This is a genomic window from Variibacter gotjawalensis, from assembly GCF_002355335.1.
GTDB lineage: Bacteria > Pseudomonadota > Alphaproteobacteria > Rhizobiales > Xanthobacteraceae > Variibacter > Variibacter gotjawalensis.
In genome coordinates, this window is the sequence record NZ_AP014946.1 from 2,078,210 (window position 1) to 2,104,019 (window position 25,810).

The following is a 25,810-nucleotide window of genomic DNA, read 5'->3' on the forward strand; positions in this document are numbered from 1 at the left end:
TTACACCGAGATCCATACTGCCCCGGGCGGTTTTGTCTCGCGCACAAACGCCTCGACCGCGCTCGCAACGATGTCGCGAACGGCTTCGCCCGCGACCGTCAACGGAAAATCGCTTGAGACCACGAGGGAGCACGTCATCTCCAGTGGCGGATCGAGCGGCATCGGCGTTGAGAACGCGCCGGCCGGGTAGTTCGATAAATCACCGGTGGGCAGGATCGTGTAGCCCGCGCCGGCGCGGACCGTGGCGAGCTCAGTCAGAACTGAATTCGCTTCCAAGATGATGTCCGCCCGCAGGCCAGCTGCTTTCATCGCCTGGTCGACCAGATCGCGGCGCGCCACGCCGGCTGGAGGGAGAACCAGCGGCAGCTTCGCAACGTCGGCCAGCGGCAGTTTCTTTTTCTTGCCGAGCGGTGTGCTGCCGATCACGTGGAGCTGCTGGCGGTAGAGCGGCTTGCGCGCCACCTGCGCGTCGAATCCGGTTTCCAGGACGATTCCCATATGGAGAGCGTTGTCGTGAACTTCGCGCGAGAGGCTCTCGCTGTCGGCGTCCGAGAGGCGAAGATTGACCTTCGGCAGCGTTTCGCGGCATGCCGCAACGATGCGGCCGAGCAGCTTCGGCGCGAGCGTCGACGCGATACCGAGCGTCACGAGCCCTTCGGGTTCCGCGATGTTAGAGCGCACCAGCGACGGCAACTCCTCGAGCTGTCGCAGAATGACGACCGCCTCGTCGTAAAGCCGCTGCCCCGCCGGTGTCGGCACCGCACCGCGCGCGCTGCGCTTAAGCAGAGGCGCGCCGAAGCGCTCTTCAAGCTCGGCGATCTGTTGACTGAGTGCGGGCTGCGCGACGTGAATCGCCGCAGCGGCGCGAGAGAAACTGCCGGCCTCGACGACGTTCACGAAGTAGCGCAAGTGGCGGAATTGCATTTTCTTGTTCTGGTTGGCGGTGCGTCAGAGAAGAATTGGTTGCGTTGGTGCGGAGAGCGTCATTTTTGTGCGATCCATGTCGTGCCCGAATAGGCGCGCTCGCGGATGTGATCGCCGACGAAGTCGGCCAGCAGATCGCAGACGCTCTGGGTGGCAACCATCCCGGGCGCGTTGTTCGATGTGATGATCGTGCAGGAGACGAACGCCTGCGGCTCGATCAGTTGCGGCATGCCGAGGCCGTGATCTCCGACATCCGTGAGAATCGATTTCGGCAGCACTGTGCTGCCCAGCCCGGAACGCACCGCGTCGAGCATATTCGAAAGGATGTCGGCTTCGAAAGCAACGTTCGGTACGACGCCTGCTGCCTGCAGCACATGATCGAGCGCCGTCCGCGTGATGTTGGGGCGCGCCGGGAGAATGAGCGGCAGTTCGGCAAGCTCAGACACGGTCACGGTCTTGCGGAGCGGTTTCTCGGTAGCGGGACCGATCAGAAACAAACGCTGCCGGAACAGCAAGCGCCGTTCGAAATTCGACGTGAGTTCATCCTCGAATACGAGGCCGGCATCGAGCTCGCGATTAGCAACACGGGTTTTGATCGTGGCGCTGTCGGTGACGGATACGCTAAGCTTCACCTTCGGAAGCTCCTGCTTGCAGCGCGCGACGAAACCCGTGGTCAGCGACGCGAAAAGCGTCGACGTCACGCCGATATTCACGGCGCCGGCCGCGCCGCGGTTCGAAGACGAGACGATCGTCTGCAGCTGCTCCATCTTCTGCAGGATGGCCGACGCTTCGCGATAAAGGATCGCGCCGGCCGCGGTCGGGCGTACGCCGCGCGCGCTGCGCAGCAAAAGGTCGACACCGAGGTGCTCTTCGAGATGGGCGATCTGTTGGCTGAGTGCCGGCTGCGCGACATAGATCGTCGCCGCCGCGCGCGAGAAGCTGCCGGCTTCGACAATTTTAACGAAGTAGCGCAGTTGCCGATATTGAAGCATCACGTCCCCACGACGTGCGCCACCTAAGCGCGCGCCGGAGAGCTGTACAAGCCCGCCGCTGCCTTACTTTCGGCCCTCGACTACATACGGAAGTGGCGGCGCTTCAACTTTGTTTTGCCCGCCGGTTCGAACTCGGCGCGGCATCCTGGGCTCAGACTCGCGACATTGCGCTTGAGACAAGCCTCGATCTTGCTCACGCTCGGGATGGAAGAGGCGCAGAACGAGAAGGCGTCGCCCATGCAGTCCGAGCGCTGTTGCGACGTGCCTTGCGCCATGGCGGCCGAGGTGAGACCAAACGACGCAACGATGAGTAAAGTCATGATGGACGTCTTCATGGGTTTGCCCCCGATGTGAGTTTTGCTTGAACGATTCCAGGTACGCGCCCGCAATCGTTACGCGGCAGGAGATTGGCAAAGCGCCGCGCCATCCAATCGACGGCTTGCGCCGCGGTGTCGCGAGCGATGAAAGCATGCCCTGCATTCGGCAGCACCGCCAGTGCCACCGGGCTTCCCGCACGGCAGAGGCGCCGCATATATTTGAACGTAACGGCAGAGCGCACGGTCTCGTCGGAAAGACCTTGCGCGATGAACACCGGCACACGGCCGGGCAAAGTACCGGGCGAATTGGTGATGAGCAGCTGCCGCCACGGCTGCGATTGATAGAATTTCGGATCGGCGAGGAACGAGCGCGTCAGCGGACGGCCGATGACGCCACGCAGCAGAATGTCCTGGATCGACTCGATGCAGACATTCGCGAGCGCATCGACGGTCGGCATCGCGTCCGGTTCGACGACGCCACCTAGCGGCGCACCGTAAACGCGCGTCCACGACCATAGCGCCATCGCGGCGAGATTGTTGCCGCCGACCGTTCCGCTGTCGTCCTGCAGCAAAGCAAGGAGATCGGTCGCGGGGGCGGCTGCCGCGACGCCGCGGAGGGTGAGATCCGGCGCGTAGCTGCGCGCCAGCATGCCGGTGAACAGCGCGGCTTGTCCGCCTTGCGAATGGCCCCATACGGTGAAATCGCGCACGGCCCCGACGCCCGGAATTTGCCGTGCGGCGCGCACGGAATCCAGCACCGAGCGGCCTTCGCTGGTGCCGACAAGATAAGGATGCGGACCGGGCGTTCCGAGCCCCGGATAATCGGTCGCGACGACAACGAAGCCGCGCGCAATCATCTCATCGAGCCCGTGGATCTGATTGTAGAGAAAGAACGCAAGCGACGGTGCACAATGCGGCACGACGCCGGACGTCGGATGCGCCCAGGCCACGACCTTGCGTCCATCCGGCGGCGCGGCCGCGATCGGAACGATGATGACGCCGGACGCTGCGATCGGTTCGTTGCGCATCCCGCGCGAACGATAGAGAACGCGATAAGCAATCGCGCCCGGCGGCGAAGTGACCATGCGCGCGATGCGGATGATCGTGCCCGGTGCGCCCGCCGTTTCGCCGCGCGTCGCGACGTAGAAAGGATGACTCGCCGGCTGCGCAACGACGGCAGCCGAGAATAAGGAAGCCGACGCAAGCGCGAGCGCGCCGCAGCCGAATTTGACGATGCGCGTGAGAAGCGTCGGCATTTTGGGTCTCGATGTTGAGGCTTGCAGATGAGATCGGCGATGAGTGCTGGAGGACGCTCACCGCCGATGCGGCGTTAGAGGATTTTCCGGCATTCGGCCATGAACGCGACGTATGTAGGGCCTTGCAGGCGAAGGCGGCGCGCGCCCGACGCGCAGGCCGCGCCTTTGTAGCGCGATGCGCCGTTGATGACGGCACGTTCGACGGCGCGATCGGCGGCAGCGCCGACCGCACGGCCTGCAGCTGCGGCAACATCCCGATCGAGACGCGTTGCGGCTTCGGCCTGCTGGATGCCCGTGACGGCGGCGGCGATGGCGCAAGTCGCGATGCCGGCCGCGATGAGTTTGCGTGAGAGAGCGCGAGTCATGATGCCCTCCTTACTTCCAGCCGCCGCCCGGCAAACGGCCGTGATACGGTGTGTTGCGGCAGTGGCCCCACGGACCGCGCCAGTAACCCGGAGGGCAACCGTTGCCGACGCGCTGTACCCACTCGCCATCCGGCAGACGGCCCGAGAACGGAGTGTCGCGGCAGTGGCCCCAAGGGCCGCGCCATGCGCCTGGGCCACATCCGTCAGCGGCAAAAGCGGGTTGAGCGAAGTTCAGCGCGGCCGTTGCGAAGACGGCGGCGCCGAGGATGGCGATACGCTTGAGGTTCATTGTTAGCTCCGTTTTTGTTTGGCGTTTCGATGACGCGCAAACTGCCGATACGGAGGCCAAAGAACAAATACGACTTCGCTATGTAGCTATCGCGCGCGGATATAAGCGATCGGTGAGGTCACAACGCATAACGGCGGCTTTGCTATCTCGGGAACAAACCATCGCTCAGAGTTCGACGAATTGAGAATGCCGCGTCGACAACTCCTGCGTCTCGCATGGTCTGCTTTTGCGCCCAATGTCTTGGAAAGCTGCCGGTCCCCTGTCGGCCCCGTTCCAGACGCGAGTATTAGCACCCTCGCTAATGACGCGGTCGTTCGGCTGCTCTCGTTTCCGCCATCGTACCGCACGAACTGTTTGTACTTGCCTCAGATTTTGCCGTCGAAGCTCTCGTGACCCTGCTGCGCACCCTAATTGAGATCAAACGCCAACAAGAATGCGAAGCTCAAGACCCGGCTTTAGTGGCCGCGGGGAAACCCGTTCGGCGGTTGCAGCATCCGCCATTCCACTAGCTTAACCTTTTGCGGAGACTCGCGAATTTCATGAAATGATGCGGCGAATGCTAACCAGAGCCCCAACTGCTTTCTGCAAATTGCCACGTTGTCGATCGTAACCGACTGCGCTAGCTGACGATGCCTTTAATACTCGCGTGCCTCAGCCCGCCCTCCACCTCTTGGAGATATTCGATCTGCGCTGTGTAGGTCGGTTCAACCCACACGGTGCCGGGCTTGTCGATCGGCTTCGACAGCGCAGCTGCTGCTCGCATCAGGGGCTCTAACTTAGCGCGCACCTCGGCGCCGGACTTAGCTGAGAAGCCGGTACCGACTTTCCCAACGTAATCGAGTTTGCGGCCATTCTTGCGTGCTAGGCGTAGCGCTTCTACACCGCGGCCGCGCGTTGATGGCACGTAACCAACGATCACGTATTCGGCTCGCTTCGAGCACTTGACCTTCACCCAGTCCGTCTTGTCGCCCGATCGATACGGTGCGTCAGCGAGCTTGGACACCACGCCTTCGAGACCGAGGTCACACGCGCTCGCGACGACCTGCGCGCCGTCAGTCTTCTCGATCCACTCGACGAACTTGACTGGCGAAGTGATCACGGTTGGGATGACGGCAGACAATGCGGCCTTACGCTTCGTCAGCCACTCGCCGCGAAGGTCGCGACCCATTGAGCCAAAGCAGATCGAAGATTTGATATTGTACATCGCTATGCAGCTTGCGGCCGTGCAGGGCCGCGAAATCTCCGCCGCCGTGGTTCGGCACTATGATCTCGCCGTCGAAGATCGCGTTACTGATAGGCAGCCCTTTAAACGCGGCAGCGACGTCCGGATAGCGGTCGGTGTAATCGTTTCCGTTGCGGGTCCATAGCGAGACGCGACCAGCGTTGATGTGCGCCTGGATGCGGTAGCCGTCAAACTTGATCTCGTGGATCCACTTCGTGCCCGACGGCGCTGCCTTGAGTAGGTTAGGCCGGGCTGGCTCGATGAAGCCGGGAAAGGTTGCTGGCGCTTCGCGCTTGCGAGCCGGCATCAGCTGATCCGCCTTCCGCCCGAACCCTCGAACTTCCAGACCTCGCCGCGCTCGATCGCTTCGGCCTGACGGCGGTACTGCCCTGCGAGCTTTCGTACGCGTTCCCATTGTGGGCCGCTGTTGCGGTTGGCCTCCTCATCGATCTCGTCTGCCATGCGACGCAGGCTTTCTGGCGTCAGGTCGGGCGGGCTCATCACGCAACTCCGGTAGCGGAATCGGTAACGGCACGTCGTGCCTTCGGTTCCGGCTCAACCGATCGTTACGGCAGCAGACAGTCAGCGCTAACCGCAGCGGCTTGCGCAGTTCACATTTCGTTCTCATTCTAGGCCGCCATGCGCCGCCCGCCCCTCCGTGAGTCTCGACTAATTTCCGAGCAGCTGATCCGTCGCGCCAACCTCGGCCGGACGTCGACGCTCACGCCCGAGAGCGCGCGTATCTGTACTCTTGCTCTACAGCTCGCGCTTGCCACTCCGAGCCGGGCAAAGGTGCTCTCCGTGATTTGTGGCAACAAGTCATGCTCGCAGAGCGTCGAATGTATGCCGTGTGTCATGAAGGCGAACGAGATCATGAATCTCTATGAGGAAGGCGGAGATGCGCGGCTTTGCTGAAAGGGAAACACCCGCTGCTGACACAAAGGCGAGCCCGTGATGCTAGTGCGCAATCTGTGATGTCTGCCAAAACCCGACCTGCCTCCGCCGGCTTCAACGCGGCGACTTACGCCTGGAAGCCGGGTATCGATTACCGTGCTCGGCCGGAAAAGTATCGCGTCGGCAAAGGCGAGCAGGGCGTGCTGATCTGCGAGCCGTACAAAAGCGAGATCGCGCCGCATTGGCGGTTTGCGAGCGCAGCGGCTGCGCGACGGAGCGCAAGAACGATTTTCAAGATGTTCACGGCCTACCTGAAAGCCGACGACTTTGTCGGCGCTGATCTCGCCCGCAAATTTCTCCAGATGGGATACACGCGCTCGCGCCGCTACGCGAATTACAAAGGCGGCCGCAAATACGACAAGCAGAATGACGACGCGTTGTTTAAACGCGGCACCGGCGATCCGGAAAAGGCGAAGAGCGCCGAGATCTTCCGCGCATTCTGGAAAAAAGCCGAAGCAAACAAAAGCTACGCGGCGCTAAAGGCGGAATGGAAGGGGCGGTTCGGATGAAGCTGCCCGTGCTGCCCGCCTACTACTATCACGACCACTTCGGCGAAATGCTCCGCCATGTGGTCGCGTGTTACGGATCGGTGCTGACCGCAGATCACATCGCATTCATCGACGACTTCAAACGCCTTTCCAAAGACGCGCAATGCCTGCTGATCAGGATGGTCAATCGCAAGGGGCGCATCTTTCGCCACACCGCATTTCGCTACGCTGAAATCGCTGATTGCGCAGGCGCGCTGTCCGAACTGATGCAGCGCGGATATGTGCGTGCGCTCGGCGAGGGCGACTATGCGGCGTTTGCGAAATGCGTTTCTAAAGAAGCTCTGTGCAAAGCTGCAGAGGACCACGTCGATGTCCGCAAATCGTGGTCGAAGGCGAAGCTTGTCGCGTTCGTTCTCGGCAACATTCCCTTCGCGGTGAGCTACGAGACATGCGCCGGCCGGGACTTCGTCGCGCTCGGTGAGACCGAGTCGATCGAGTTTTTGCTCTTTCTGTATTTCGGAAAAACCGAGGACAGCCTCAAGAGCTTCGCGCTGCGTGATCTCGGCATCCTGCGAACCAATGAAGGCGTTCAGCCCAGTGCCCGCTTTACGGACGGTGAGGAGGCGAGCGCCTGTTTCTACTACGGCAAGCTTCTCGATCAGCTCGATGCCGGAGACGAGCCTCATTACCATTCCGCTTTCGATGCGTTGCGCCGCGGCCCCGATGCAGGGACCGACTATGTGCTCGATCTGCGCAGCCGTGCGGCGCACCGCGTCGGGCTCTACTTCGAGCGTGCCGGCGAGCAGGATACCGCGCTGCAGCTGTATCGCATGGGATCGTCGCCGGAATGCAACGAGCGGCTCGCCCGCCTTCTTTATGCGTCGGGCGATAAGGCCGGCGCGGAGGCACTGCTGCGCCGGATGATTGACGATCCCGGGAGCGATGAAGAATTTATCTTCGCGAGCGATTACTACGCGCGCAAGTTCAACGGCAGGCGAACGGCTGCGTGCACGGAACTGCTGCGGTCGGCTCAGTCGATCACGGTCGACGACACGTGGCGCGGCAATCCGGAAGCCGGGGTCGCTGGCGTCCTGCGGCGCGGCGGGGCCTCGGTTTTCTATGCCGAGAACACGCTCTGGCAGTGTCTATTCGGACTTGTTTTCTGGGACGAGCTGTTCGAGAGCGGTCAACTCCACAGTAGTTTCAATTGGCTGCCGCATTGTTTGAAAGACCGATCTTTCGCGCGCCGCTTTGCAAGCGAAATCAAGGTCAAGCTCGAAAAGGTTGCCGCGTCGACCGCGCAGACATTGATCCTCAAGACGATCGCGGCACGGTGGGGCAAACCCAACGGCGTATTTGCCTGGGAGTGCGTCAACGTCGACGCGCTGTCGGCTTTGCTGCGGGGCGCCGATCCGGCCGGAATTGCCGATATCCTCCGTCTCATGTGCGAAGATTATCGCGCGATGCGCGACGGGTTTCCGGATCTGATGCTCGTTGATAACGGTGCGATCTCGTTCCTCGAGGTCAAAGCCGAAGGGGATGTCATCCGCCGCAATCAATTGACGCGGCTACGGCAACTTGGCAATGCCGGGATCGCGGCGCATATCGGGCTTGTCGATTTCCGCTTCGATCCGGCTCAGGATTATGTCGTTGTCGATATCGAGACGACCGGCGGATGGGCAGGGGGAGATCGCATTACGGAGATCGGTGCGGTCAAGATTCGCAATCACGCGGTCGTTGCGGAATGGCACTCGCTGATCAATCCGCAACGTTCGATCCCGGCGAAGATCACGCAGCTGACCGGGATCACCAACGCGATGGTGCGCGACGCGCCGCTGTTCGGCGATGTGGCGGACAGTTTTATCAATTTCATGGATGACGGGATCTTCGTCGCGCATAGCGTCAACTTCGACTACGGTTTCATCGCGCATGAATACGAGCGCATCGGCCGGCGCTTCCGTTTTCCAAAACTCTGCACCTGCGCAAGTATGCGCCGCCGCTACCCCGGGCATAAGTCGTATGGACTTGCCAATCTCTGCGACGCCTACGCCATCGATCTCACGGACCATCACCGGGCTCTGGCCGATGCGCGCGCCGCCGCCCAATTGCTTAATTTGATCAACCGGCAACGCGAGGCGGCAATCGCTCGCGATGATCTGGCGGCGTGACAAGGTTTAGGCTGGGAACGAAACGTGGCTGCCGCCCCCCACGGACCGCCGCCGTCGGGATTGAGAAGGGGCGTGACTAAACGCTCTCTACGCTCATCGTGTGCATGCAATCGCCAACGTGCCGAGCTGAGTTTGCGTCTGAAAAGACGCGTTCCCGGGAGAGTAGCGGGTGAGTTGAAAGACGAATGGCGAAGTCCAACTCGGCAGCTGGGCTTGGCCGTTCGCCACCATCCGATCACCGGACGATTGCCATTGCCCGTTGGCTCGAAAGCCCTGATTGAAACCCGCAGTCTCGGCGTAGTAGTTGCCCTGCGCGTCAAAACGCCCGCCGGCGCCTAATTCGAGATCGAAATAATAGGCGTAGTTGACGGATCGGTCGCCCGTTGAACTACGGCTCATATACTGACATTGCCATCTTCCGACGAATGTGTTGTCGGCTTGCGCTCCAGCGCTTGGCGCACTCGGGTCGAGCTTGCGGCTGCCCGGATCAAGCGGAAGCCCTTGTGCTCTCAAGTCCGAGGCAAAGCAGATGATAGCTATCGCTACCACGGCTGTTCTCGCGCCAAAAAAGAAGGACGGATAGCTGCAGATCTTCATTGCATGACTCAACGCGTGTCTCGGGCCGGCAACTTTGTTGCCAGTGCAAAAGCGAGCTGGCAGGTGACCAAGGCAACCAGCGCCGTCGATGCTGTTGCCCATTCTGCGCCAACCCGGTCGCCCAGCAAACCAAAAATGATTGGGAAGAGCGCGCCGGATCCTATTGTCCCGGTGTAGAAAACCGCGAAGGCGTGCTCTGCCTGATCAGACTGCGTCAGGTCCGGTACAGTTCCGTAAAGGACGGACGACGTGCCGTTCAACATCAAACCAAGCAGTGGCAGCAGGACGAATAGCGGGAGCAAAGGCAGAACGATCGCCGCGATGATCAAAATAGCTGTCGCAACCTCGGTGATGAGGACGGTCGCTAAAAGCCCGTACCGCGCGCCGAGCCAACCGCAAGCGAATTTACCCGCTGCCCCGCCCAGAAAAACCAATGACAGCGCCGTTCCAATGGCAGGCAGCGACGCGCCTTTCGACGTCAGCAAAAACGGCAGAAACGTCAGCAATCCCATCCGGACGCCGGTATCAAGAACACCGATAGCAAACAGCAATTTGAAACCGGTGTTGAATCTGACGATAGGGGTCTTCTGCTTCGATTGCGCTCGAGCCATCAGAATTGGTGGCATGACGAAAAAAATGATCGCGGCGACAATGACGCCGAGCGCAGCAAGAAGCCAGAGCGCGCCGCGCCAAGGCATCAGCGTAAAAAGGAGCGAGGCGAGCGCCGGAATGGCAGCTTTGCCGAGATCGCCGGTGAAATTATAAGTCCCGAGTGGGCCGCGTGACTGCTTGCCATACGCGCGGGAGACAGCAGCCGACGCGATCGGATGTTGGGTGCTCGAACCAGCGCCGGAGACCGTTAATGCAATGCAGAGACCGATCAGGCTGCCTGTCATCCCGGCAATCGCATAGCCGATAGCGGCGCAAGCGGTTCCCACTGCCAGAACGGCTCGACCATCGATCCGCTGTGCCAATCGTCCAGCCGGGACCTGTAGACCTGCCAGCGCTCCAGCATAAAGACTGCGAAGTGCTGCGAGCGCGCCGAAGCCCAAGCCAAATTCGGTTTGCCAGACCGGCAGCAGGACGTAGATGAGGTCTGTATAACCGTCATGCAAAGCATGAGCTACACCTGCAACCGATAGTGTACGACGCGCTGAAGCCTTGTTTTCCGGCGGTAAAGTTGGGTCTTTGATTGGCCGTTCGAGCATGTCTAGATTTTCAGGTTGACGATCCGGTGCTGCGCCACGGTCGCAATGTCGCAAGCGTTAACTGCGTTGTCTAGTTATGTAGACATGTTCTTCTGCGCGTCATAACCTTGAACCTTTCCGATGCGACTCACGCAGGCTTGAAAAGGTTCTCGTACGCCTATGGGTAAGCGGTTTGCTGCTCTTCCGTATCGTAAGTCGAAAAACGGTGAAGCTGAGATACTGATCATCACCAGCCGGGACACCGGCCGTTGGATCATCCCTAAAGGCCGAGCTGAAAAGAACACGTCTGCACATCGTGTTGCCGCTAAGGAGGCACGTGAAGAGGCGGGTGTACTCGGTCGCATAACAAAACGGCCAGTCGGCAAGTTTCGAGATGCAGGCGGCAACGATCGCGTGACAGTCTACGCTCTCAAAGTGCGGAAGAAGCTGAAACGCTGGCTCGAGAAAGGTCAGCGCGACGCGATGTGGCTCCCGGCTCGTAAGGCCGCCCGGAAGGTGAAGGTGAAGGGCTTGCGTGCGCTTGTGCGCGGATTCTCAAAGAAATGATTGAGGCATAAAGAGTCGATGCGGTGCGCGTATTTGTCCTCGGTCTGCCGGTTTCGCTAAGACCGTCGTTCTGCTGCGCCTGGCAGGATTGCTCGCGCACAATCTCGGCATGCAGCTCCACTTCGCGAAACAGCGCCACTCCTGTCACTCAGTCGCCACCACCGCCGCAGCTGCCGCCGCCACAGCTTCCACTGTCGCTGCCGCTTGAATCGCTTCCGCCCGTTTCTCCGCTGTCTCCCAGACCATCGGTGCCGCCGTCGTATGAGAAAGAAGCGAAGTCACCGCCGCATTGCGTGCCCGCGTCGCCTCGTTTCCTCAACGCGTCGCACTGTGGATGATAATAATATCCATTCGGAATTTTCAGTTTGGTGTCGAGTGCGAACAGCAACGGCAAGCGGGACGGATTATGCGCGTTGATCCCTTCTTCGCGGCAGCAATATCGCCACACGCGACGTAGTCCTGTGTTGTCTACCTTTTGGCCAAGGCGCAAGGCGACAGCCGGCGTGTGGTGCAGGAAGCCTCCGAATGCTCCTTCGCAGAAGGCCGCGTATGCTCGCGTGTACAGAATAAACTCGTGCCAAAGCTCGTCCGCCACTTGTGACGGCATCGCGACGTAGCGGCGACCTCCGTGCAGGTAAGCCAGAAAGAATTGCCGGAGACCTTGAGCGACGAGCGCGGTTTCTTTGCGCGTGAAGCTTGGATAGTGCACCGCCAATTTATCAAGTAGGCCCGGAGGCCAAGTGTAGTCGCGCAGGAAATTTTCTCGCGCAAGCTCTCGATAAGCTCGATAGGTGACCCACGCCACTACGGCGATCGCCAAGGCAAACCCAATCACGAGCAGGATAACCCAGGTTGCCGGCGACCATTTCATTGAAGAACCCGTGATAAAGTTTGGCGCGAACGATCGTCTCTTTGATTACAGCAGATTGAGAAACTGATCGCCCGGTAGCAGCCCGAATCTCGGCGAAACATTCCAAGAAATAGTTTGGACACAGCTGGTACATCGCTGGATATGACTTCTATTGCTTCAAGGACATCAGGCGGGTCGCGCGGGTCTGTTAACCGGGCGTTCACTACAGAAGCCGTCAAATCCAATTCGATTCAATTTTTAAGGATCAGAACGCCGCGATGGGGATTGGGTTGTCGATTGGGAGATCGAAGATGCGCGACACCTCTGCGGAAACTGACGCCAAGCTTGCAAACGAATACCTGAAGGAAGCTCGCCAATGCGAGTACTACGCGTCATTGGCGCGTAACGCTGATCGGCAGAGTTGGATCAGTCTCGCAACGAAATGGCACCGTCTTGCGGACTACGCTGAACAGCGAGCCTAAACCGATATCGCCGATCGCGTCGGCCAAAATGCAATTGGAGTTTGCTGAATGACCGATGTATCGAGTCTCGAGCATAAAGCAAGACAAGCACTCAACCTGTTTCGCTCGCTTGGGCTGAAGGCAGGCAATGCCGTCTCGCCGCGCAAGGTCCTCATCGTTTGCTCCAATCACGGATGGGATGGGTTGGCGATTGCCGGCGGCTTAGAGCACGGTCTGGAGTTGGGCTGGTTCGAAGACACCGGTATGATCAAGCTGACAAAGCAGGGGTTTGCAGCCATCCAAACGGTGTAGCGAATCGACTCTTCGTCGCGACAACACGCGGTGTGAAAGATCAGGCCCCGTCCCCGTCGAAGGCGCGGGCTTTTTTTGCGAGCCTCGGCGGGCGCTGTATCGGCCCCGAAATAAAACCGAAATTCACCCCATCTGCCGAAATACGCGCGCGACCGTACAGACCACGGAGCAAATCGGCGCGTATGTTGGAACATCACCGGCCGATAGACGCTCAGGCGCCGGTGACTGAGAGACACTGCAGCGCTCCCGCCTTTCGGTGGAGTACGTTGATGTCGCAAACCAAGATCATCGAATTGCGCGTGAAAGCTGCGCGAGCACTGTTGGATTCCAAAAGTCCGTTGCGGGCCGCTGAAGAGCGACGGTTGGATGAATACACGGCGCGTGTTTACCAGCAGCTGGCTGACACCTTAGAATTTGCCGACACGCATACAAAGCTTCCGCAGACCAACGCGTGAGTTTCGACGACACGATGGAACGCGCGGTGGCGCAGGGTGTTGGCTCTCCAGCAAGAGGAGAGACACCATGGGCAAAGGCCTTTTACTGTGGATGATCGGTATCCCAATTCCGGTCATTCTGATCGCGATGTTCTTGTTGTGAATGAAGGCCCCCTTGCGGGACCTTTATTTTTAGATCGATAGAACTGCCGAAAACGTCGTCGGCGACGCCCTACATCGGATTTATCCCATCGACGACCCGAAAGAACCGCGACCGCATCATTCGCAACCAATTTCGGTACTCGGCACTTGGTAGACGCCGCCGGAGGACCCGGCGTCTGAACACTAGGCCGGCGTGAATGCTTCCTCGCATTGCAATTATCGGATCAGGCCCAACGGGCATCTACACGTTGAAGGGGCTCGTCTCTTCACAGCAGCCTCTGTCGATTACGATATTCGAGATGGATGCCGATCCGGGCAGAGGCACGCCCTATCATCCTCATGTCAACGACCGCGCAATGCTCGCAAACATCGCGAGCTTCGAGCTGCCGGCCGTTTGTGAGACACTCGTCGATTGGCTGAGCCGACAATCCGACGATGAGCTTGAGCGTTTATCCATCGCGCGCAAAAACATCGACGATCGAGAGTTTTATCCGCGCGTCGTCCTCGGTGAATATTTCCAGTCTCAGTTCCGCGCCCTGCTGGAAACCGGCAAACACAATGGGCACGACATCGACGTCCGACCGCAGCACCGCGTCACCGATATTCGACTTCAGCCCGATGATATCGCGCTTACGGCCAAGTTGCCGAATGGCGAATTGAAGTACTACGCTTTCGGGCATGTCGTCATGGCGACGGGGCACAATCTGCCGGACGACACCGAAGTGAAGCCGGGATATTTCATATCGCCGTGGCCTGCCGCCCGACTGAAAACGATTAAGGCGGGGCCGGTCGGAATCCTCGGAACGTCGCTCAGCGCCATCGACGCGCTGGTTTCTGTTGCGACTGCACACGGCACATTCTTGCTCGACGAGTCCGGAGTGCTCCAATTTCAAATCGCCGACAGGAGCGAGGCGCTTCACATCACGATGATGTCGCGAAAGGGTCTGCTGCCGGAGGCAGACTTCTATTTCGATTTTCCGTTTGCCCCTTTGGCGTTTTGTAATGACGTAGCGATCAGCCGGCTGACGCAAGCCGGCAGCTCTCATCTGCTGGATCAGGTGTTCGCGTTATTCAGGCAGGAATTGCTCGCCGCAGATCCGGAATATTCAGCCAAGATCGGTTTGGCGGCCCTGGATGTCGAAACTTTCGCGGAGGCCTATTTCGCGGCGCGTGCTGAGGCCGATCCGTTTGTGTGGGCGGCTTCCAATCTGGCGGAAGCCGAACACGATCGTGCGCAGCAACGCACTGTGGCATGGCGATATGCCATCCTGCGGATGCACGAAGTGGTCGGCCGAGCCGTACGCCATCTGAACGACCACGATCTGGCACGCTTTCTCAAAAGTTTTAAAACTGTTTTCGTCGATGACTACGCGACAGTGCCGTACCAGTCGATACAACGGCTCCTGGCGCTCCGACGCGCGGACAAGGTCGATGTTTTGGCTCTCGGCGATCACTATCAGATCAAGACCCCGGACTTTGCCGGCGGCGCAGTGGTTCGTGCGCCCGGTATCCAACGAAGCTTCGATGCATTTATTGACGCGACGGGTCAGCCGTCGTTGTCCGCCGGAGATTTGCCGTTTCCGGGCCTCGTTGAGCACGGAGTGGTTGGTGAGGCCTTGACGACGGTTAGATCAAGCCTGGTTGACGCTGAAGAGCCGCCTGCTCTGACCGCGACAGGTGGGCTTGACGTTGACCAAGCGTTTCGTCCGAAACGCACAGAAGGGATGAGCAACCAACTCTATTGCGTCGCGATCTCGTTCCTGCTTCACAAACTGCCGTTCGTCCAAGGCATACCCAGCGCAAGCGAGATGGGGCAAACTGTTTCAAGCACGATCATCGCGAGTCTTCGCGGTGATACCGCGACGGCGCCTCAGGAAGCGGCGATCACGATGCTCATCATGCCTTAAACGAAAGAGCATCGCCGACGTTGATCTCGCCTGATCGAACGACAGCACAATTGACGCCGAAGTTGCGCCGGTTATTACGAAGAATGCTTCGAAGGATATCCGGGTTCGCGTCCAGCCCGGGTTGAGCAACAAAGGTCATACCGCATCGCTTGGTTTGCTCTTCGGCAATCAACTCGACCGATGGGCCGATCTGCAATCGTTTTCCAATCCACTTATTGTCGTCAAAATGGTCATCCTGATAAGTGGCAACAACAGCGGTTGGACGGAAACGCCGGCTCTCAATCGTTGAGCTTCCGCACAACGCTGCGAGATGCTGCATCGACCCGGTCGTCACCACATGAACCGCTGCATGCGGGTGCCGATGCTGTGTTCTTGGGAATTTCGCATCGACGCTGCTGGGCTCGATCGCGGCGATAGCTACCGCAAATCCGAAATAATCCGTCAGGAGCTGATTGATTCCGCGATCGTGTAGCGAGACCCGATTTCCGGAAGGGAAGGTGATTTCAGGTAAGCCGGTTTCAGCGATGGCAGAAGACAGAAACAGAGCGTTTCGCCAACGCTTGTCCATTTCCGGCGCGGCGGCGAAGCCGTTCTCCTGATCGATCAACGCGAATTGGCGATCACCCTTCAAACCGGCACAATCGAGCTTAGCGCTTGTAATCCGTTCGCCGCCAATTGAGCTGACCGGATAGCGCCAAAGTTCTAAGACGCGCCCAACCGGGTTCAAGCCATCATTCATCAAAACCTCTGCGCGATCCGCTTCAGATGACGTGACCTTTGCCGCCAGACGTCGATGGTGGGGCTGGCTCGCAGCGAGAACAGAGGACGCAAGCGATATGAAAATGGCCCCGCTTGAAGAAGCGAGGCCATTCGTTCAGCACTTTTAGTGGTGGTGATGGCGATGACCGCGCCGGTGCCCGTGATGATGGTGGCGATGGCCGTGACCGTGGCGATGGCTGTGGTGGCGATGACGGTGCCCGTGGCGATGGCGTCGGCTGTGGACATGCACACCGCGGGGGCCAACGTGCACGGTTTGCCCCGAGAGTTCAGTTGCCGTTGACGCTGTCGCGGGCGTCGTCGCGGCAGGCGCAAACAAGAGCGCAGCCGCGAGGGCAATACCTGAAAGCATTTTCTTCATTGTGTCCTTTCGAAAACTAAACTGCGCGCTCCCTACGCGCGCACCAGCAGCAACGGTTGCTGGAGGCTATCTGTTCCACGATTTCCCTAAATGCTGGACCAAGCCAGCTGATCGGCTGCCGTTTCTCCGCAATCCGGTTCGAGGAGCGAAAAAAGCCGGCCAATTGCCTCGTAATTTCTTGGTGAGCTTACCCCAAGGAACCTTACGGCAACTCGATCGCTTGACGCTCAGCCGCACACTTCCCGAACAATTTGGAGACTTCATGCTGCTTCCTAAGGGAACCATCGTCGCTGTCGCTGATGGCGAAAAATTCAATCTGTTCAGCAATACGGGCGACGAGGCCCATCCTGTTTTAGCAACAATGCCGAACGCTGATATTGAGGCTGTCAACACGGGCTCGGGCGCCAGCCACCAAAACTCATCAGCAAACCCAGACGGCGGTCGGGCCGAGGAAGACGGCTTTGCCGGCGGAATCGCTGAGCTGCTCAATAAGCGCGTCCTCGAAGGCAAAGTGTCAGATCTGGTTATCATTGCGGCGCCGCGGACGCTCGGCGAGCTTCGCAAGAGTTACCATAAAAAACTCGTCGATGTTCTCCGCGCTGAGATTGCGAAAGATCTCACCGGACATTCCATGAGCGACATCGAGAAAGCGGTCGCGGCAGCCTAGGTTGAGCGCGTTGCGATGATGGCGCTGCTCCATTCTATTCGGCGGCGCAATCGTTGACGGGCTGCTCAAGCTTCTCACGTCGATCGACGTTTTGTTTACTGTGATCATCCTGGTGATCATTAGCCCTGTGTCCGGATCGTGGCGTTGATCGGTCATCCGTCGCCGTTTCGCGAAAAAATGACCATCGCTTTTTTCGGCATTCGCGGCGTCGGCTCCATCCACTATTTGGCGTTTGCCATCAACAAGATCGATCGGTCGATCCTCACCGCTTATGGGCGATCGTCGGGCTGGTGAAATCGATGTCCATCCTGATGCACGGCTTAACCGTTACGCCGGTGATGCGATACTTGGATCGGACCGGATCACAGTCTCAATGACCGAGCGCTGACCCGGCTTGCGGAACAGAAACCGCAATCCGCGCTTTGATTGACGGGAGCGGATGGCGTTTGGAGCCGTAAAATGAACGATGTAAAAGCTTTGCGCGATATCGCCAGCCGCATAGAGGCATCGGGCGAAAGCGTTCCCGATGACAGGCTAGCTGCCCGCATGGCGGAAAATGCACGAGCGCTCAGGACCGTCGCGGGCGATCTGGAGTCGGCAGTCGAAACCGGCGTCATCGCGGTCAGGCCACGCTAGAGGCTGCCTTGTTTCGGCGTCTCAGCCGTCGTGCGAGATAACGGAACGTACCCTTCCGCCAAGGATTGGACTCACAGCTTAAGAACCGCCGGCGCGAAATTGCAGCGCGACTCCGAAACGTTTCATTGTTCTTCGGAACTCGTATCTCGTACCGAAGCCCGCCGTCGCACGAGGTGACGCGAACTTTTCACCTGGATGCGAGTGGGGAAACCAAACTGAAATTTGTCGGGGCTGTACCATGCCGCGTCAAACACGCGGGGTAGGCCTTGGATTATCTTGTCTGGACGCTTTTGGCGTTCGTTGTTTTGATCGGGCTGGCTTACGCCGCGCACCGTCGAAGGGTCAGCAAGCGACGCCCTGAGGGACTGGATTGGCCGCATGCGACTGGCACTCCAGGCCCAGCAACAGATTTGGTTGTGGTCGAGAAATCCGGTAAACGGCCTCCAGTATGTTCCGGATAAAAAGTTAGCCGAGCGCAAAACCGCTAGCCGACATTGGAGCTCGGAACTGAGAGCGGACGTTGCGTATGGCGTTTAAGAGCAGGTCAAAATCGGCGCCAATATCGCTATGAAGTTCAACTTTCAGGGTCGCAGGCGAGGGTGAATGCTGCACGACGCGTGGGTGCTCTGCTTCAGGAACACGCCGGCAAGCTACTGGGCCGATGAAGCATGGCAAAAAGACGTTGCCAATGCTGACGGATTGAAGGTGTGACGATCGGTCATAATCTCGCCCGACGCACCATACTGCGCATAAACAAGGTTTGGATGTATTCCGCAAAACTGCTGGATCGTCTGGCGATTACAAAATGCATTAGTAGTGCCGCCGCGGTGATAGCACCGAAACTCAGTGCTCGTTGACGGCAACGCCAAGCACGATCAGGCTCAACGTGCGGTTCGCTGTCTCGCGCAGGCGGCAGTAGCTCGCGCTGCCCGGGTATATCCCAGGCTCAATTCTGTCGAAGATTATGCAGAACCGATCGCGCGACGCAGCGAACGTTTTCTGCGAATCCGCAACAGCCTTGCTCATGTCTTTAGATGCGGCGGGTAGCACTTTCTTCAACGCCTCGCTCATCTTTACGGTCCAGATAGCAAGCTCCCGCTCCCCGCAAACCTTTTTCTGGGCGACATCGTCATTTTTGCCAGCCGCCTCTTTGAGGCACGGATGAGCAACAAGACCCACGCACTCACCTCCAAATCCTCCCGATTCTTCAGCACCCTTGAGGCATTTGTCGATAACGGCAACATCGGCGGGTGTCGGGGCTTGAGCTAAAGCCATTGACGCGAGCGGGAAGAGGTTAGCGGCGAGCATCGCTACAGCTAGTTTGAGCATTTTCATTTGAGACTCCATTCGGCGAAGAATGGATCACAATGCCAGATCGAGCAAACGCAATACGGATAGGGCGCCAGCAAACCGATGGCAATCCGACTAGCGTTCAGCGGGTCAATCGCGGGCGTTGGTTGGCTGGGCGCACGAAAGAGCAAACCCTGACACACAAGTTGGCAAGCAGTTGATAGGCATCCTTAGTGGTGCTCATAGCGACAGCGTTAGTAGAAACGCAAAGCTCAGCTTCTGTCCGAGGCAGCCGGTTGGTTGCAGCGTGCCACTTTTTATTCAGCACAAGGTGGTTCTCTTGCCGACGACTAACGTCTTTCGTGCTAGCGACGTCTTTCTGCCTTACGCAGCGCCAGCCAACCGTGACAACTGCGCTACGGAAATGTTAGCTGCCAACGCACTCTCTCTTGGTTCTGGCCTCCCGAGTAGATAGCCCTGCACTTCATCGCAGCCTTCATGTCGAAGAATATCAAGCTGAGCGAGTGTCTCGACGCCTTCAGCGAGCACCGTGATGCCTAAGCTTTTGCCCAGCGCGAGTACCGCGTGCAGAATTGCTTTCGCAGCGGGTTCGCGATCGAGACCATGTGTAAAGGATCGATCGAGCTTGATCTTGCTGAAAGGGAATGTGCGCAGTGTTTGCATGGAAGAATAGCCTGTGCCGAAATCGTCGATCGCGATGGATACTCCAAGGGCATGGATTTGCCGAATAGTATGGAGCGCTCTGACCTTGTCTGCGATGAGCGCGGTTTCAGTAATTTCCAATTCCAGTCGGTTCGGCGGTAGACCTGTTTCGTAAAGAATCGAATGGACAGATTCGGCAAAGTCAGCGCGCGCAATCTGAACACCAGAAACATTCACGGCAATTTTGTCTCGGCCCCACTGCACTGCAGTTTTGCAGGCCGTCCGCAGAACCCAATCACCGATCTCGACAATCGCGCCGCTTTCCTCTGCTATTGGGATGAATATGTCAGGCGGGATCAGGCCGCGCGTGCGGTGGGTCCAGCGGAGAAGCGCTTCGTAACCAGTAACTTCATCGGTCAATGCCGACGTTTGTACCTGGTAGTGCAACTTCAGCTCACCGCGAGCGATCGCATACTGCAAATCAGCGCGTATCGATTTGCGCTCTCGCGCGGCCTCATCCATCTCTTTTCGATAGAAGCAGGCCGTCACACCGGACCGGTTCTTCGCGCGATACATAGCGAGATCGGCATTTGATACCAGTTGCTCTGCGTCCAACCCATCTTGACCATACAGCGCGATCCCAAATGCGCCACCGGTTGCAGCTTCGAAGCCGTCAAAAGCGAGCGGCTGATTCAATGCGGCGTTGAGTCGATCGACGAAGGCGTTCACTTCAGCGATTTCTTCGTAACGCGTTGTAGCAGCAAATTCGTCGCCACCTACGCGCGCGACAAACTCCCCGAGTCCGGTCAGGTCGGCGAACCGTTGACCGATGACTTGAAGTGTATGGTCGCCGGCACCATGGCCACGCAAATCGTTCACCTCTTTGAAATTGTTCAGATCGATGACGATTACGGCAAGCCCATGAGCTTTCCTTTCGGCCAGGTTCAACTCAGCACTTAGATGGTCGCTGAAGTGGACCCGATTAGGCAGGCCGGTTAGAGCATCGTGAAGTGCCAACCGGCGCAGACGTCCAACGGTCTGCGCGCTAGCTCGATTGTCGATGAGGTAGCTCGCCACGCCTGTGCCGGCAACAATCAGCCCGACGCTAGCAACAGCCACAGCGACGGCGGTGAATGCTTCACGATTGTTGCGGTTATCGAAGTCAGCCAGCGGCGTGACTTCGACGGCGGCCATTCCTGTGAAGTGCAGACTAACGATTGCGAACACGAACAGCGCAGCGGCGGCTAACTGCGCATATTGATTAGACAAGCGTTTGGCTTCGCGCATTGCCAGAGCCGAAAAGAGCGAAGCAAGTAGAATGGAGCATACAACGTAGTTATGATGCCATTCTACGACGCCCGTGACACGATAAGCTTGCATGCCCGTGTAATGCATGACCGAAACGCTGACGCCGAGAATGCACCCGCTCAGTTCGGGCGCGAAACGCTGTCGGCTGAAAGCGCCGATGGAAAATCCCACGCCACACCCCACGATCGCAACGAGCAGCGAGAATGTCGTGTATATTGGGTCGAGGCTTACGGGTGCGTCGATGTTGTATCCCAGCATCGCAATGAAGTGCGTGCACCAAATCGAAGAGCCGGCTGCAACAGCGGTGAGAAACGTCCAACCGCATTTCTCTAAGCCGCTCCGCTCGCGCGCACGAGCGAAGAGCCCGAACGTGATGGCGCTACCTAAACAACACATGGAAGCAGCCAGTGCCACCAGCCAGAGATTATGCTGGGTTACCAAGCACGAGATCACACGCAAAATAGCAGCCCCTGATGCGTTGAGCTGGCTCAACCACAACCCAGAGATATCTCCACACATTTAAATGGTAGTTAATTGTTGTGGTATTATTTATATTATACTATTGGTGATCGAGCCAGTTCGGTCGACCTCAGTCAAGCGAGTGATGCGCGATCTCGAAGTAGCACAGTCATTTAGTGCGGGCTCGCTGGTTCGGAACCTACCGCGATTTTGAGCATATCGAGCTGTTACGTCGGTGCAACTCATCCCCTGCGTTGAGCCGACGTCAAGAAAGTCCTCGCAGCGGGTCCTCCCAGACGCTGCGAGGGCTTCTTATTTTGAGCTCATTACACTCAACGAATGCCGCCAGTAGGCAAGACGACTTCTTGACAGAGCTCGTCGCGAAAACTATCCGCATCGAAAAGCAGAGCTAGTCAAACAAGCTTGCGAAAGACTCAAAAGGGCGGTTCAGGGACAGTTTCGAGGATCTGTCTGGCCGCTGATTTGCCACCCGTCAGTTTTCCATCTCGACTTCAGCTTGCTTTCGCATGTTCTGCCGTGATGCATTAATTGGCAAAGCTAGCGGCTAGCCTCTCGTCTGAATCAGATTGCCATCTCCAAGCGTTCCCTGATGAGGCTTTTACCGTTTGTTGTGCATGCTAAGGCCGCCCGCAAAGGAGACCCGCAAAAGTTTCTTTTATTATATTGACGCGAGTTATAATCGCTGCATCATTTGGACGATCGAAATGCTTTTGACGGATCCTTGCGAATGACCGGCCGCTTGATCGAATTGACCGCCTGCCACCCGGATTCAATGCTGGCAGAAGCTGAGTCATGCGAGAGGTGCGCTGCTGTTTCGACTGAAGCGAGCGACAAGCAGTTATGGCTGGAATTGGCGGCGAGATGGCGACGGCTCGCTGAATATGTCAGGAGCCCCGATGCGGTGAACGTGCCGAAGCAGCGAGCCCAAAGCCGTCACTCTCTGCAATAAGGTCCACGCCTGGAAGATATTGATATATTTCATCGCGAGGTTGAATTTGGACGAGTGTCAAAGCATGTTGGCGGAAGAGAATGGTCTGGGAGGGCCTCATGCCGCTTCGGTCAAATGGCGACAACCGGGTTGCGACAATTGAGGAGTATCTCAGAGAAGCAGAGCGCTGTGATCACTTTGCGGCGCGCGCAAGCGAAGGCGAAGACCGAAGTTCTTGGAACGAACTTGCCGACCGATGGCGAGCGCTCGCCAGGCATCTGGAGCTTCAATGACGCTTTCGGGCCAGCAATAGCCACTCACCAGCGTCGCGAAGCAAGCGTGCTCGCTCCGCGACGTCCGCTAACTCGTCGGCACGCAGTATCAAAGCGCGCGCCGCCAACCTGCATTCATTGGCGTTGAGCTTGGACGCCTGGATTTCATCGTGACTCAATGTCATTTCAATCTTCCGCATTTTCCATGGCGGGAGCACGATCGGCTCTCAGTCGCTGGCGCCACGTGGGTGATCGGCCAGAGATGAAGCTTCATATCATGATGCAAGCTTGAGTAATAGTACAACGGTGTTAGCAACTTTTCAAAGGGCATAAGATATTGATAAATCATTATTTAACAGTAGGTAAGGACGCTTATAGATGTTGATGCGTCCCGGGCAGTCTGGCTGCCGATGCGGCTAGATGCTGGCGAGCGCACTCTTGACGGCGAAGATTCTGGATTTCGCACTCGACATGATGCCATTCCGCATGCGGCTCACCGACGGCGCGCCGAACTTTTCTGACTCTCATGCCTTCATGGCGACGTTCATCGGTGAACACGGTCCGGCATGAAGCTATCGTCAGGCCTTCACGGCGAAATCTTCGAGTTTGCGTCCCTTCTTGATCAACAGCGTGAGCCATCTCGGGCGCAGCCCGCGCCCGGTCCACTGTTCACCGTTGGGCCCACGAAATTTGATCGACAGTTTGGTGCCCTTTTTGACGCCGCGTTTGCGCCGGCCGGGTGAACCGCCGAGCGAGCGCTCGATCAATGTAAGCGCGGCTTCGTAAGCGGTGCGCTTTTTTTCCAAAGCCGCCTGAACGCTGCTGCGCAGCGCCAGCAGTTCGTCCTCTGACAAGCGCGATAAATAGAGTGGGGCGTGCATCCTGCTGTCTTCGGCGGTGTTTTTCTAACGCTTGTTCGAAAAATGTCGAGCTGTCAATGCCGCGGAGAGCAGCACGCAACATCGAAGCGGGCAAAGCGTCGATCGGCCGCGCCGCGCAAAACCCGTCAGTGAAACGTTGCGTGTTTCGCCAGCAGGGTGCGCCCGCTCACGGCGGCGGCTCTGTTGTTGAGGCGATGCGCAGCTGCGCGCCAGCGCGAAGCTAGCGCGAGCCAAATCTCCTTGTCCTCGACGGCCGCCGAGAGCGCGGCGCAACGCTCGCACATTTCGGCTTCCGCGATGAATGCGTCGGCATCAATGGTGAAGGTCTGGCTGGCCATCCGGTGTTCTCCCGACATGCGTCGCGACTTTACGAGCTACGCACGATGCGGGCGCCGCGTTTCAAAAGCCTGATATCCGAATGGCGGTTTCGCGGTTCCGCGTGTCCGTTTCCGGTATTCGCAAATGCAAGAGTTAACCAAAGAAGTAACTAATCGACGATTTTTGAAATAAACTCGCGCTGATGCGCTTACAACGCCGCCATGAATTGTCTCAACCGCAAAACAGACCCGGTGCCGACGCCCGCGCAATGCCGGGACAAGGCGCGATCCGCGATGGCGCAGGCCGACAAAACAACCAATCTCCACGATCAGGAACGGCTGCTGCGTGAAGCAGCCGAATGGCTCAAACTAGCAATGACCCGAGGCTGAAAGAGGCGGGGGTGAAGGAGGCGCGTTGCCGATGCACGGCGTCGTTCGTGGTCAATTCGGCACATCGCGCGTGACGTCCTCGACATTGCTCACCAAAAACTCAACCTCGCCGTTGTCGTCCAAAATCGGGAAATTGAACGAGGTCCAATAGCGCTCCTGCCAGGTGCCGTCGCGCGCCCGAATGTCGTAGCGAAGCTTGTGCACCGACCGCGTCGTTTTCGTGAGCAGTGCGTCGTGAAACGAGGCTGCTAGCGCCGTCTTGCCGATGGCGTTCGGATCGCCCGGATTGTCCGGGAACATCCGGAAAATCTCCTGTCCTGTGATGGTCGGCAGATCCGTCATCGTCGATTTCAGAAAGGCATGGTTGGCGTCGAGGATGACGAAATCTGGCCGCAGCAGCAGATACGAATGCCGGCTGTTGAGCGCGACTTTTCCGAGGCGATTGCCGACATGCGTTTCGAACAGCAGATAGTCGGCCGACAAAATATCGAACACGCGTCCGTTGCTGTCAGTGATCTCGACGACGACATCCAACCGGAGCGGCTCGCCGCTCTCCAGCCAGGTCGCGACGACGCGTCTGACCGTGCACTTGGCCGCGGCGCGCACCTCGGCAAGGTTTGCATAGATGCGACCGTCGCGATCCGAAATGCGCGTGTCGCCAAAGATCAGATGCGTGAACAGGAGTGTTCGGCTGATCGCATCCGCGCGGGATTGCTTGGCCGCCGCCTGTTCGATCGCGACCGCCATTGTGCGCCAGCGGCGCGCCAAGTCATGCCAAATTAAGGCATCTTCTGCGTCCGCGGCGCTGCGCGCATAAGCTTCGCAGCGCTCCGCTTCAAACCGATATTCCTCGATAAGACGCGCGCTATCGCCAGTAGAATCGTTCAAGTCGGCCCCCGATGGCCGGGGCGTAAGTCAATTTGGCCGCGTGTCCAATTTCTTTTTTTGCATAGCAGAAAACCGTAATATTTGCCGCGTCTTATCCGGTGTTCAAAGTCGCTTGCCAGCGGTTTTAAATATGCATTCAACCCGTGCGGTAACCGGATGAGGTAACCCGACCGTCGGCTACGCCAAAAAAGCGGCGACGGTCCGAAAGATATCCGGCAATTGGTGGACCGCGCACACAGGTTTCGCATTCTACCAACCGCGCGTTTCTGACCGTCGCGATGAGCGGCGCGCATCTTGGCCATCGGCATTCTAGATGAGCGCTTTCGGGATTGAGAATGCGGAACGCTGAACGAGCAATCGCGATTGATTTACACACGGCCTCGCCTTTGCGATCCAGGCTCGCCTGAATCGGCCCATAAGCGGACGCTAGGTGCGGCGAGTGTAGGCCGCCGGTTATCGGAGGCGGATCAAGGCGTTCGCGGTATCGATCGGCGAGTCAG

General features: G+C 58.4%; 28 protein-coding genes. 9 read left to right on the forward strand and 19 right to left on the reverse strand.

The window, feature by feature from the left end; genetic code table 11:
• The 9 genes from GJW30_RS10095 to GJW30_RS22640 all read right to left on the reverse strand — a co-directional run bounded on the left by GJW30_RS10095 (position 1) and on the right by GJW30_RS22640 (position 5,866).
• Complete coding sequence (locus tag GJW30_RS10095) at positions 1 to 924, reverse strand: LysR family transcriptional regulator (RefSeq protein ID WP_096354910.1); 924 nt, start codon at positions 922 to 924, stop codon at positions 1 to 3.
• Positions 925 to 983: 59 nt separating this feature from the next.
• Entirely contained in the window at positions 984 to 1,916 is a 933-nt protein-coding gene (locus tag GJW30_RS10100) for a LysR substrate-binding domain-containing protein (protein ID WP_096354912.1), read from the reverse strand.
• Positions 1,917 to 1,996: 80 nt separating this feature from the next.
• Entirely contained in the window at positions 1,997 to 2,236 is a 240-nt protein-coding gene (locus tag GJW30_RS10105; RefSeq protein WP_245408719.1) for a hypothetical protein, read from the reverse strand.
• Positions 2,237 to 2,247: 11 nt separating this feature from the next.
• The gene (locus tag GJW30_RS10110) at positions 2,248 to 3,489 is read right to left on the reverse strand and encodes an alpha/beta fold hydrolase (protein WP_096354916.1); all 1,242 of its coding nucleotides are present in this window, start codon (positions 3,487 to 3,489) and stop codon (positions 2,248 to 2,250) included.
• Positions 3,490 to 3,563: 74 nt separating this feature from the next.
• The gene (locus GJW30_RS10115) at positions 3,564 to 3,854 is read right to left on the reverse strand and encodes a hypothetical protein (protein ID WP_096354918.1); all 291 of its coding nucleotides are present in this window, start codon (positions 3,852 to 3,854) and stop codon (positions 3,564 to 3,566) included.
• A 10-nt stretch (positions 3,855 to 3,864) separates the two neighbouring features.
• Complete coding sequence (locus GJW30_RS10120; protein WP_172887577.1) at positions 3,865 to 4,143, reverse strand: GCG_CRPN prefix-to-repeats domain-containing protein; 279 nt, start codon at positions 4,141 to 4,143, stop codon at positions 3,865 to 3,867.
• A gap of 619 nt (positions 4,144 to 4,762) precedes the next feature.
• Entirely contained in the window at positions 4,763 to 5,311 is a 549-nt protein-coding gene (locus GJW30_RS10125) for an ATP dependent DNA ligase (protein WP_157746725.1), read from the reverse strand.
• Positions 5,271 to 5,672 carry an ATP-dependent DNA ligase gene (locus GJW30_RS10130; RefSeq protein WP_157746726.1) on the reverse strand — a complete coding sequence of 134 codons (402 nt, stop codon included), beginning with the start codon at positions 5,670 to 5,672 and terminating at the stop codon, positions 5,271 to 5,273. Before GJW30_RS10130 ends, GJW30_RS10125 begins: the two co-directional genes overlap by 41 nt.
• A complete protein-coding gene (locus GJW30_RS22640; protein WP_157746727.1) occupies positions 5,672 to 5,866 on the reverse strand; it encodes a hypothetical protein in 195 nt (64 codons plus the stop codon). The genes GJW30_RS10130 and GJW30_RS22640 overlap by 1 nt, the downstream gene beginning before the upstream one ends.
• Before the next feature lie 473 nt (positions 5,867 to 6,339).
• On the opposite strand from GJW30_RS22640, the gene GJW30_RS10140 reads away from it, so the two are divergent.
• Together GJW30_RS10140 and GJW30_RS10145 are read left to right on the forward strand one after the other, a co-directional pair.
• Complete coding sequence (locus GJW30_RS10140; RefSeq protein ID WP_096354926.1) at positions 6,340 to 6,828, forward strand: DUF4385 domain-containing protein; 489 nt, start codon at positions 6,340 to 6,342, stop codon at positions 6,826 to 6,828.
• On the forward strand, positions 6,825 to 8,975 hold the full coding sequence (locus tag GJW30_RS10145) for an exonuclease domain-containing protein (RefSeq protein WP_096354928.1): 2,151 nt from the start codon (positions 6,825 to 6,827) through the stop codon (positions 8,973 to 8,975). Before GJW30_RS10140 ends, GJW30_RS10145 begins: the two co-directional genes overlap by 4 nt.
• Before the next feature lie 93 nt (positions 8,976 to 9,068).
• Here GJW30_RS10145 and GJW30_RS10150 read toward each other — a convergent pair whose 3' ends face one another.
• Together GJW30_RS10150 and GJW30_RS10155 are read right to left on the reverse strand one after the other, a co-directional pair.
• Positions 9,069 to 9,572 (reverse strand): hypothetical protein, encoded by a 504-nt coding sequence (locus tag GJW30_RS10150; RefSeq protein WP_096354930.1) that lies wholly within the window; start codon positions 9,570 to 9,572, stop codon positions 9,069 to 9,071.
• 8 nt (positions 9,573 to 9,580) lie between these two features.
• Positions 9,581 to 10,780 carry an MFS transporter gene (locus GJW30_RS10155; protein WP_096354932.1) on the reverse strand — a complete coding sequence of 400 codons (1,200 nt, stop codon included), beginning with the start codon at positions 10,778 to 10,780 and terminating at the stop codon, positions 9,581 to 9,583.
• A gap of 159 nt (positions 10,781 to 10,939) precedes the next feature.
• Between GJW30_RS10155 and GJW30_RS10160 the strand changes: the two genes are divergently transcribed.
• Positions 10,940 to 11,326: an NUDIX hydrolase gene (locus GJW30_RS10160; RefSeq protein WP_096354934.1), complete on the forward strand. Its 387-nt coding sequence runs from the start codon at positions 10,940 to 10,942 to the stop codon at positions 11,324 to 11,326.
• A gap of 148 nt (positions 11,327 to 11,474) precedes the next feature.
• Here GJW30_RS10160 and GJW30_RS10165 read toward each other — a convergent pair whose 3' ends face one another.
• Positions 11,475 to 12,197 (reverse strand): glycine-rich domain-containing protein, encoded by a 723-nt coding sequence (locus GJW30_RS10165; RefSeq protein ID WP_096354936.1) that lies wholly within the window; start codon positions 12,195 to 12,197, stop codon positions 11,475 to 11,477.
• 509 nt (positions 12,198 to 12,706) lie between these two features.
• On the opposite strand from GJW30_RS10165, the gene GJW30_RS10175 reads away from it, so the two are divergent.
• The 3 genes from GJW30_RS10175 (at position 12,707) to GJW30_RS10185 (ending at position 15,452) form a co-directional block, all read left to right on the forward strand.
• Complete coding sequence (locus GJW30_RS10175; protein ID WP_096354940.1) at positions 12,707 to 12,949, forward strand: hypothetical protein; 243 nt, start codon at positions 12,707 to 12,709, stop codon at positions 12,947 to 12,949.
• Positions 12,950 to 13,218: 269 nt separating this feature from the next.
• Complete coding sequence (locus GJW30_RS10180) at positions 13,219 to 13,404, forward strand: hypothetical protein (protein WP_096354942.1); 186 nt, start codon at positions 13,219 to 13,221, stop codon at positions 13,402 to 13,404.
• Positions 13,405 to 13,742: 338 nt separating this feature from the next.
• Positions 13,743 to 15,452, forward strand: a complete 1,710-nt coding sequence (locus GJW30_RS10185; protein WP_096354944.1) for an FAD/NAD(P)-binding protein — start codon at positions 13,743 to 13,745, stop codon at positions 15,450 to 15,452.
• Here the strand turns inward: GJW30_RS10185 and GJW30_RS10190 are convergent.
• Positions 15,442 to 16,191: an MOSC domain-containing protein gene (locus GJW30_RS10190; RefSeq protein ID WP_096354946.1), complete on the reverse strand. Its 750-nt coding sequence runs from the start codon at positions 16,189 to 16,191 to the stop codon at positions 15,442 to 15,444. The two genes, GJW30_RS10185 and GJW30_RS10190, sit on opposite strands and share 11 nt — an antisense overlap.
• Complete coding sequence (locus tag GJW30_RS22645; RefSeq protein ID WP_157746728.1) at positions 16,191 to 16,457, reverse strand: hypothetical protein; 267 nt, start codon at positions 16,455 to 16,457, stop codon at positions 16,191 to 16,193. The genes GJW30_RS10190 and GJW30_RS22645 overlap by 1 nt, the downstream gene beginning before the upstream one ends.
• 395 nt (positions 16,458 to 16,852) lie before the next feature.
• Between GJW30_RS22645 and GJW30_RS10200 the strand changes: the two genes are divergently transcribed.
• The gene (locus GJW30_RS10200; protein WP_096354950.1) at positions 16,853 to 17,257 is read left to right on the forward strand and encodes a host attachment family protein; all 405 of its coding nucleotides are present in this window, start codon (positions 16,853 to 16,855) and stop codon (positions 17,255 to 17,257) included.
• A 459-nt stretch (positions 17,258 to 17,716) separates the two neighbouring features.
• Positions 17,717 to 17,893: a hypothetical protein gene (locus GJW30_RS22650; protein ID WP_157746729.1), complete on the forward strand. Its 177-nt coding sequence runs from the start codon at positions 17,717 to 17,719 to the stop codon at positions 17,891 to 17,893.
• Between the two features lie 843 nt (positions 17,894 to 18,736).
• Here GJW30_RS22650 and GJW30_RS10205 read toward each other — a convergent pair.
• Together GJW30_RS10205 and GJW30_RS10210 are read right to left on the reverse strand one after the other, a co-directional pair.
• Complete coding sequence (locus GJW30_RS10205; RefSeq protein ID WP_096358767.1) at positions 18,737 to 19,228, reverse strand: lysozyme inhibitor LprI family protein; 492 nt, start codon at positions 19,226 to 19,228, stop codon at positions 18,737 to 18,739.
• A gap of 339 nt (positions 19,229 to 19,567) precedes the next feature.
• A complete protein-coding gene (locus tag GJW30_RS10210) occupies positions 19,568 to 21,646 on the reverse strand; it encodes a putative bifunctional diguanylate cyclase/phosphodiesterase (protein ID WP_197703786.1) in 2,079 nt (692 codons plus the stop codon).
• Positions 21,647 to 23,254: 1,608 nt separating this feature from the next.
• Here GJW30_RS10210 and GJW30_RS22655 point away from each other — a divergent pair.
• Complete coding sequence (locus GJW30_RS22655) at positions 23,255 to 23,404, forward strand: hypothetical protein (RefSeq protein WP_157746730.1); 150 nt, start codon at positions 23,255 to 23,257, stop codon at positions 23,402 to 23,404.
• A gap of 8 nt (positions 23,405 to 23,412) precedes the next feature.
• Here the strand turns inward: GJW30_RS22655 and GJW30_RS10220 are convergent, their stop codons facing one another.
• The 3 genes from GJW30_RS10220 to GJW30_RS10230 form a co-directional block, all read right to left on the reverse strand.
• Complete coding sequence (locus tag GJW30_RS10220; RefSeq protein ID WP_096354956.1) at positions 23,413 to 23,715, reverse strand: H-NS histone family protein; 303 nt, start codon at positions 23,713 to 23,715, stop codon at positions 23,413 to 23,415.
• A gap of 125 nt (positions 23,716 to 23,840) precedes the next feature.
• Complete coding sequence (locus GJW30_RS10225) at positions 23,841 to 24,053, reverse strand: hypothetical protein (RefSeq protein ID WP_096354958.1); 213 nt, start codon at positions 24,051 to 24,053, stop codon at positions 23,841 to 23,843.
• Between the two features lie 420 nt (positions 24,054 to 24,473).
• Positions 24,474 to 25,310 (reverse strand): PAS domain-containing protein, encoded by an 837-nt coding sequence (locus GJW30_RS10230; protein ID WP_096354960.1) that lies wholly within the window; start codon positions 25,308 to 25,310, stop codon positions 24,474 to 24,476.
• Positions 25,311 to 25,810: the final 500 nt, after the last annotated feature.

Bases quoted from the DNA above. Each gene is read 5' to 3' on its own strand.
- GJW30_RS10095 (WP_096354910.1), bottom strand. From the start codon at position 924: ATGCAATTCCGCCACTTGCGCTACTTCGTGAACGTCGTCGAGGCCGGC.
- GJW30_RS10100 (WP_096354912.1), bottom strand. From the start codon at position 1,916: ATGCTTCAATATCGGCAACTGCGCTACTTCGTTAAAATTGTCGAAGCC.
- GJW30_RS10105 (WP_245408719.1), bottom strand. From the start codon at position 2,236: ATGACTTTACTCATCGTTGCGTCGTTTGGTCTCACCTCGGCCGCCATG.
- GJW30_RS10110 (WP_096354916.1), bottom strand. From the start codon at position 3,489: ATGCCGACGCTTCTCACGCGCATCGTCAAATTCGGCTGCGGCGCGCTC.
- GJW30_RS10115 (WP_096354918.1), bottom strand. From the start codon at position 3,854: ATGACTCGCGCTCTCTCACGCAAACTCATCGCGGCCGGCATCGCGACT.
- GJW30_RS10120 (WP_172887577.1), bottom strand. From the start codon at position 4,143: ATGAACCTCAAGCGTATCGCCATCCTCGGCGCCGCCGTCTTCGCAACG.
- GJW30_RS10125 (WP_157746725.1), bottom strand. From the start codon at position 5,311: ATGGGTCGCGACCTTCGCGGCGAGTGGCTGACGAAGCGTAAGGCCGCA.
- GJW30_RS10130 (WP_157746726.1), bottom strand. From the start codon at position 5,672: ATGCCGGCTCGCAAGCGCGAAGCGCCAGCAACCTTTCCCGGCTTCATC.
- GJW30_RS22640 (WP_157746727.1), bottom strand. From the start codon at position 5,866: ATGAGCCCGCCCGACCTGACGCCAGAAAGCCTGCGTCGCATGGCAGAC.
- GJW30_RS10140 (WP_096354926.1), top strand. From the start codon at position 6,340: ATGTCTGCCAAAACCCGACCTGCCTCCGCCGGCTTCAACGCGGCGACT.
- GJW30_RS10145 (WP_096354928.1), top strand. From the start codon at position 6,825: ATGAAGCTGCCCGTGCTGCCCGCCTACTACTATCACGACCACTTCGGC.
- GJW30_RS10150 (WP_096354930.1), bottom strand. From the start codon at position 9,572: ATGAAGATCTGCAGCTATCCGTCCTTCTTTTTTGGCGCGAGAACAGCC.
- GJW30_RS10155 (WP_096354932.1), bottom strand. From the start codon at position 10,780: ATGCTCGAACGGCCAATCAAAGACCCAACTTTACCGCCGGAAAACAAG.
- GJW30_RS10160 (WP_096354934.1), top strand. From the start codon at position 10,940: ATGGGTAAGCGGTTTGCTGCTCTTCCGTATCGTAAGTCGAAAAACGGT.
- GJW30_RS10165 (WP_096354936.1), bottom strand. From the start codon at position 12,197: ATGAAATGGTCGCCGGCAACCTGGGTTATCCTGCTCGTGATTGGGTTT.
- GJW30_RS10175 (WP_096354940.1), top strand. From the start codon at position 12,707: ATGACCGATGTATCGAGTCTCGAGCATAAAGCAAGACAAGCACTCAAC.
- GJW30_RS10180 (WP_096354942.1), top strand. From the start codon at position 13,219: ATGTCGCAAACCAAGATCATCGAATTGCGCGTGAAAGCTGCGCGAGCA.
- GJW30_RS10185 (WP_096354944.1), top strand. From the start codon at position 13,743: ATGCTTCCTCGCATTGCAATTATCGGATCAGGCCCAACGGGCATCTAC.
- GJW30_RS10190 (WP_096354946.1), bottom strand. From the start codon at position 16,191: ATGAATGATGGCTTGAACCCGGTTGGGCGCGTCTTAGAACTTTGGCGC.
- GJW30_RS22645 (WP_157746728.1), bottom strand. From the start codon at position 16,457: ATGTCCACAGCCGACGCCATCGCCACGGGCACCGTCATCGCCACCACA.
- GJW30_RS10200 (WP_096354950.1), top strand. From the start codon at position 16,853: ATGCTGCTTCCTAAGGGAACCATCGTCGCTGTCGCTGATGGCGAAAAA.
- GJW30_RS22650 (WP_157746729.1), top strand. From the start codon at position 17,717: ATGAACGATGTAAAAGCTTTGCGCGATATCGCCAGCCGCATAGAGGCA.
- GJW30_RS10205 (WP_096358767.1), bottom strand. From the start codon at position 19,228: ATGAAAATGCTCAAACTAGCTGTAGCGATGCTCGCCGCTAACCTCTTC.
- GJW30_RS22655 (WP_157746730.1), top strand. From the start codon at position 23,255: ATGCTGGCGAGCGCACTCTTGACGGCGAAGATTCTGGATTTCGCACTC.
- GJW30_RS10220 (WP_096354956.1), bottom strand. From the start codon at position 23,715: ATGCACGCCCCACTCTATTTATCGCGCTTGTCAGAGGACGAACTGCTG.
- GJW30_RS10225 (WP_096354958.1), bottom strand. From the start codon at position 24,053: ATGGCCAGCCAGACCTTCACCATTGATGCCGACGCATTCATCGCGGAA.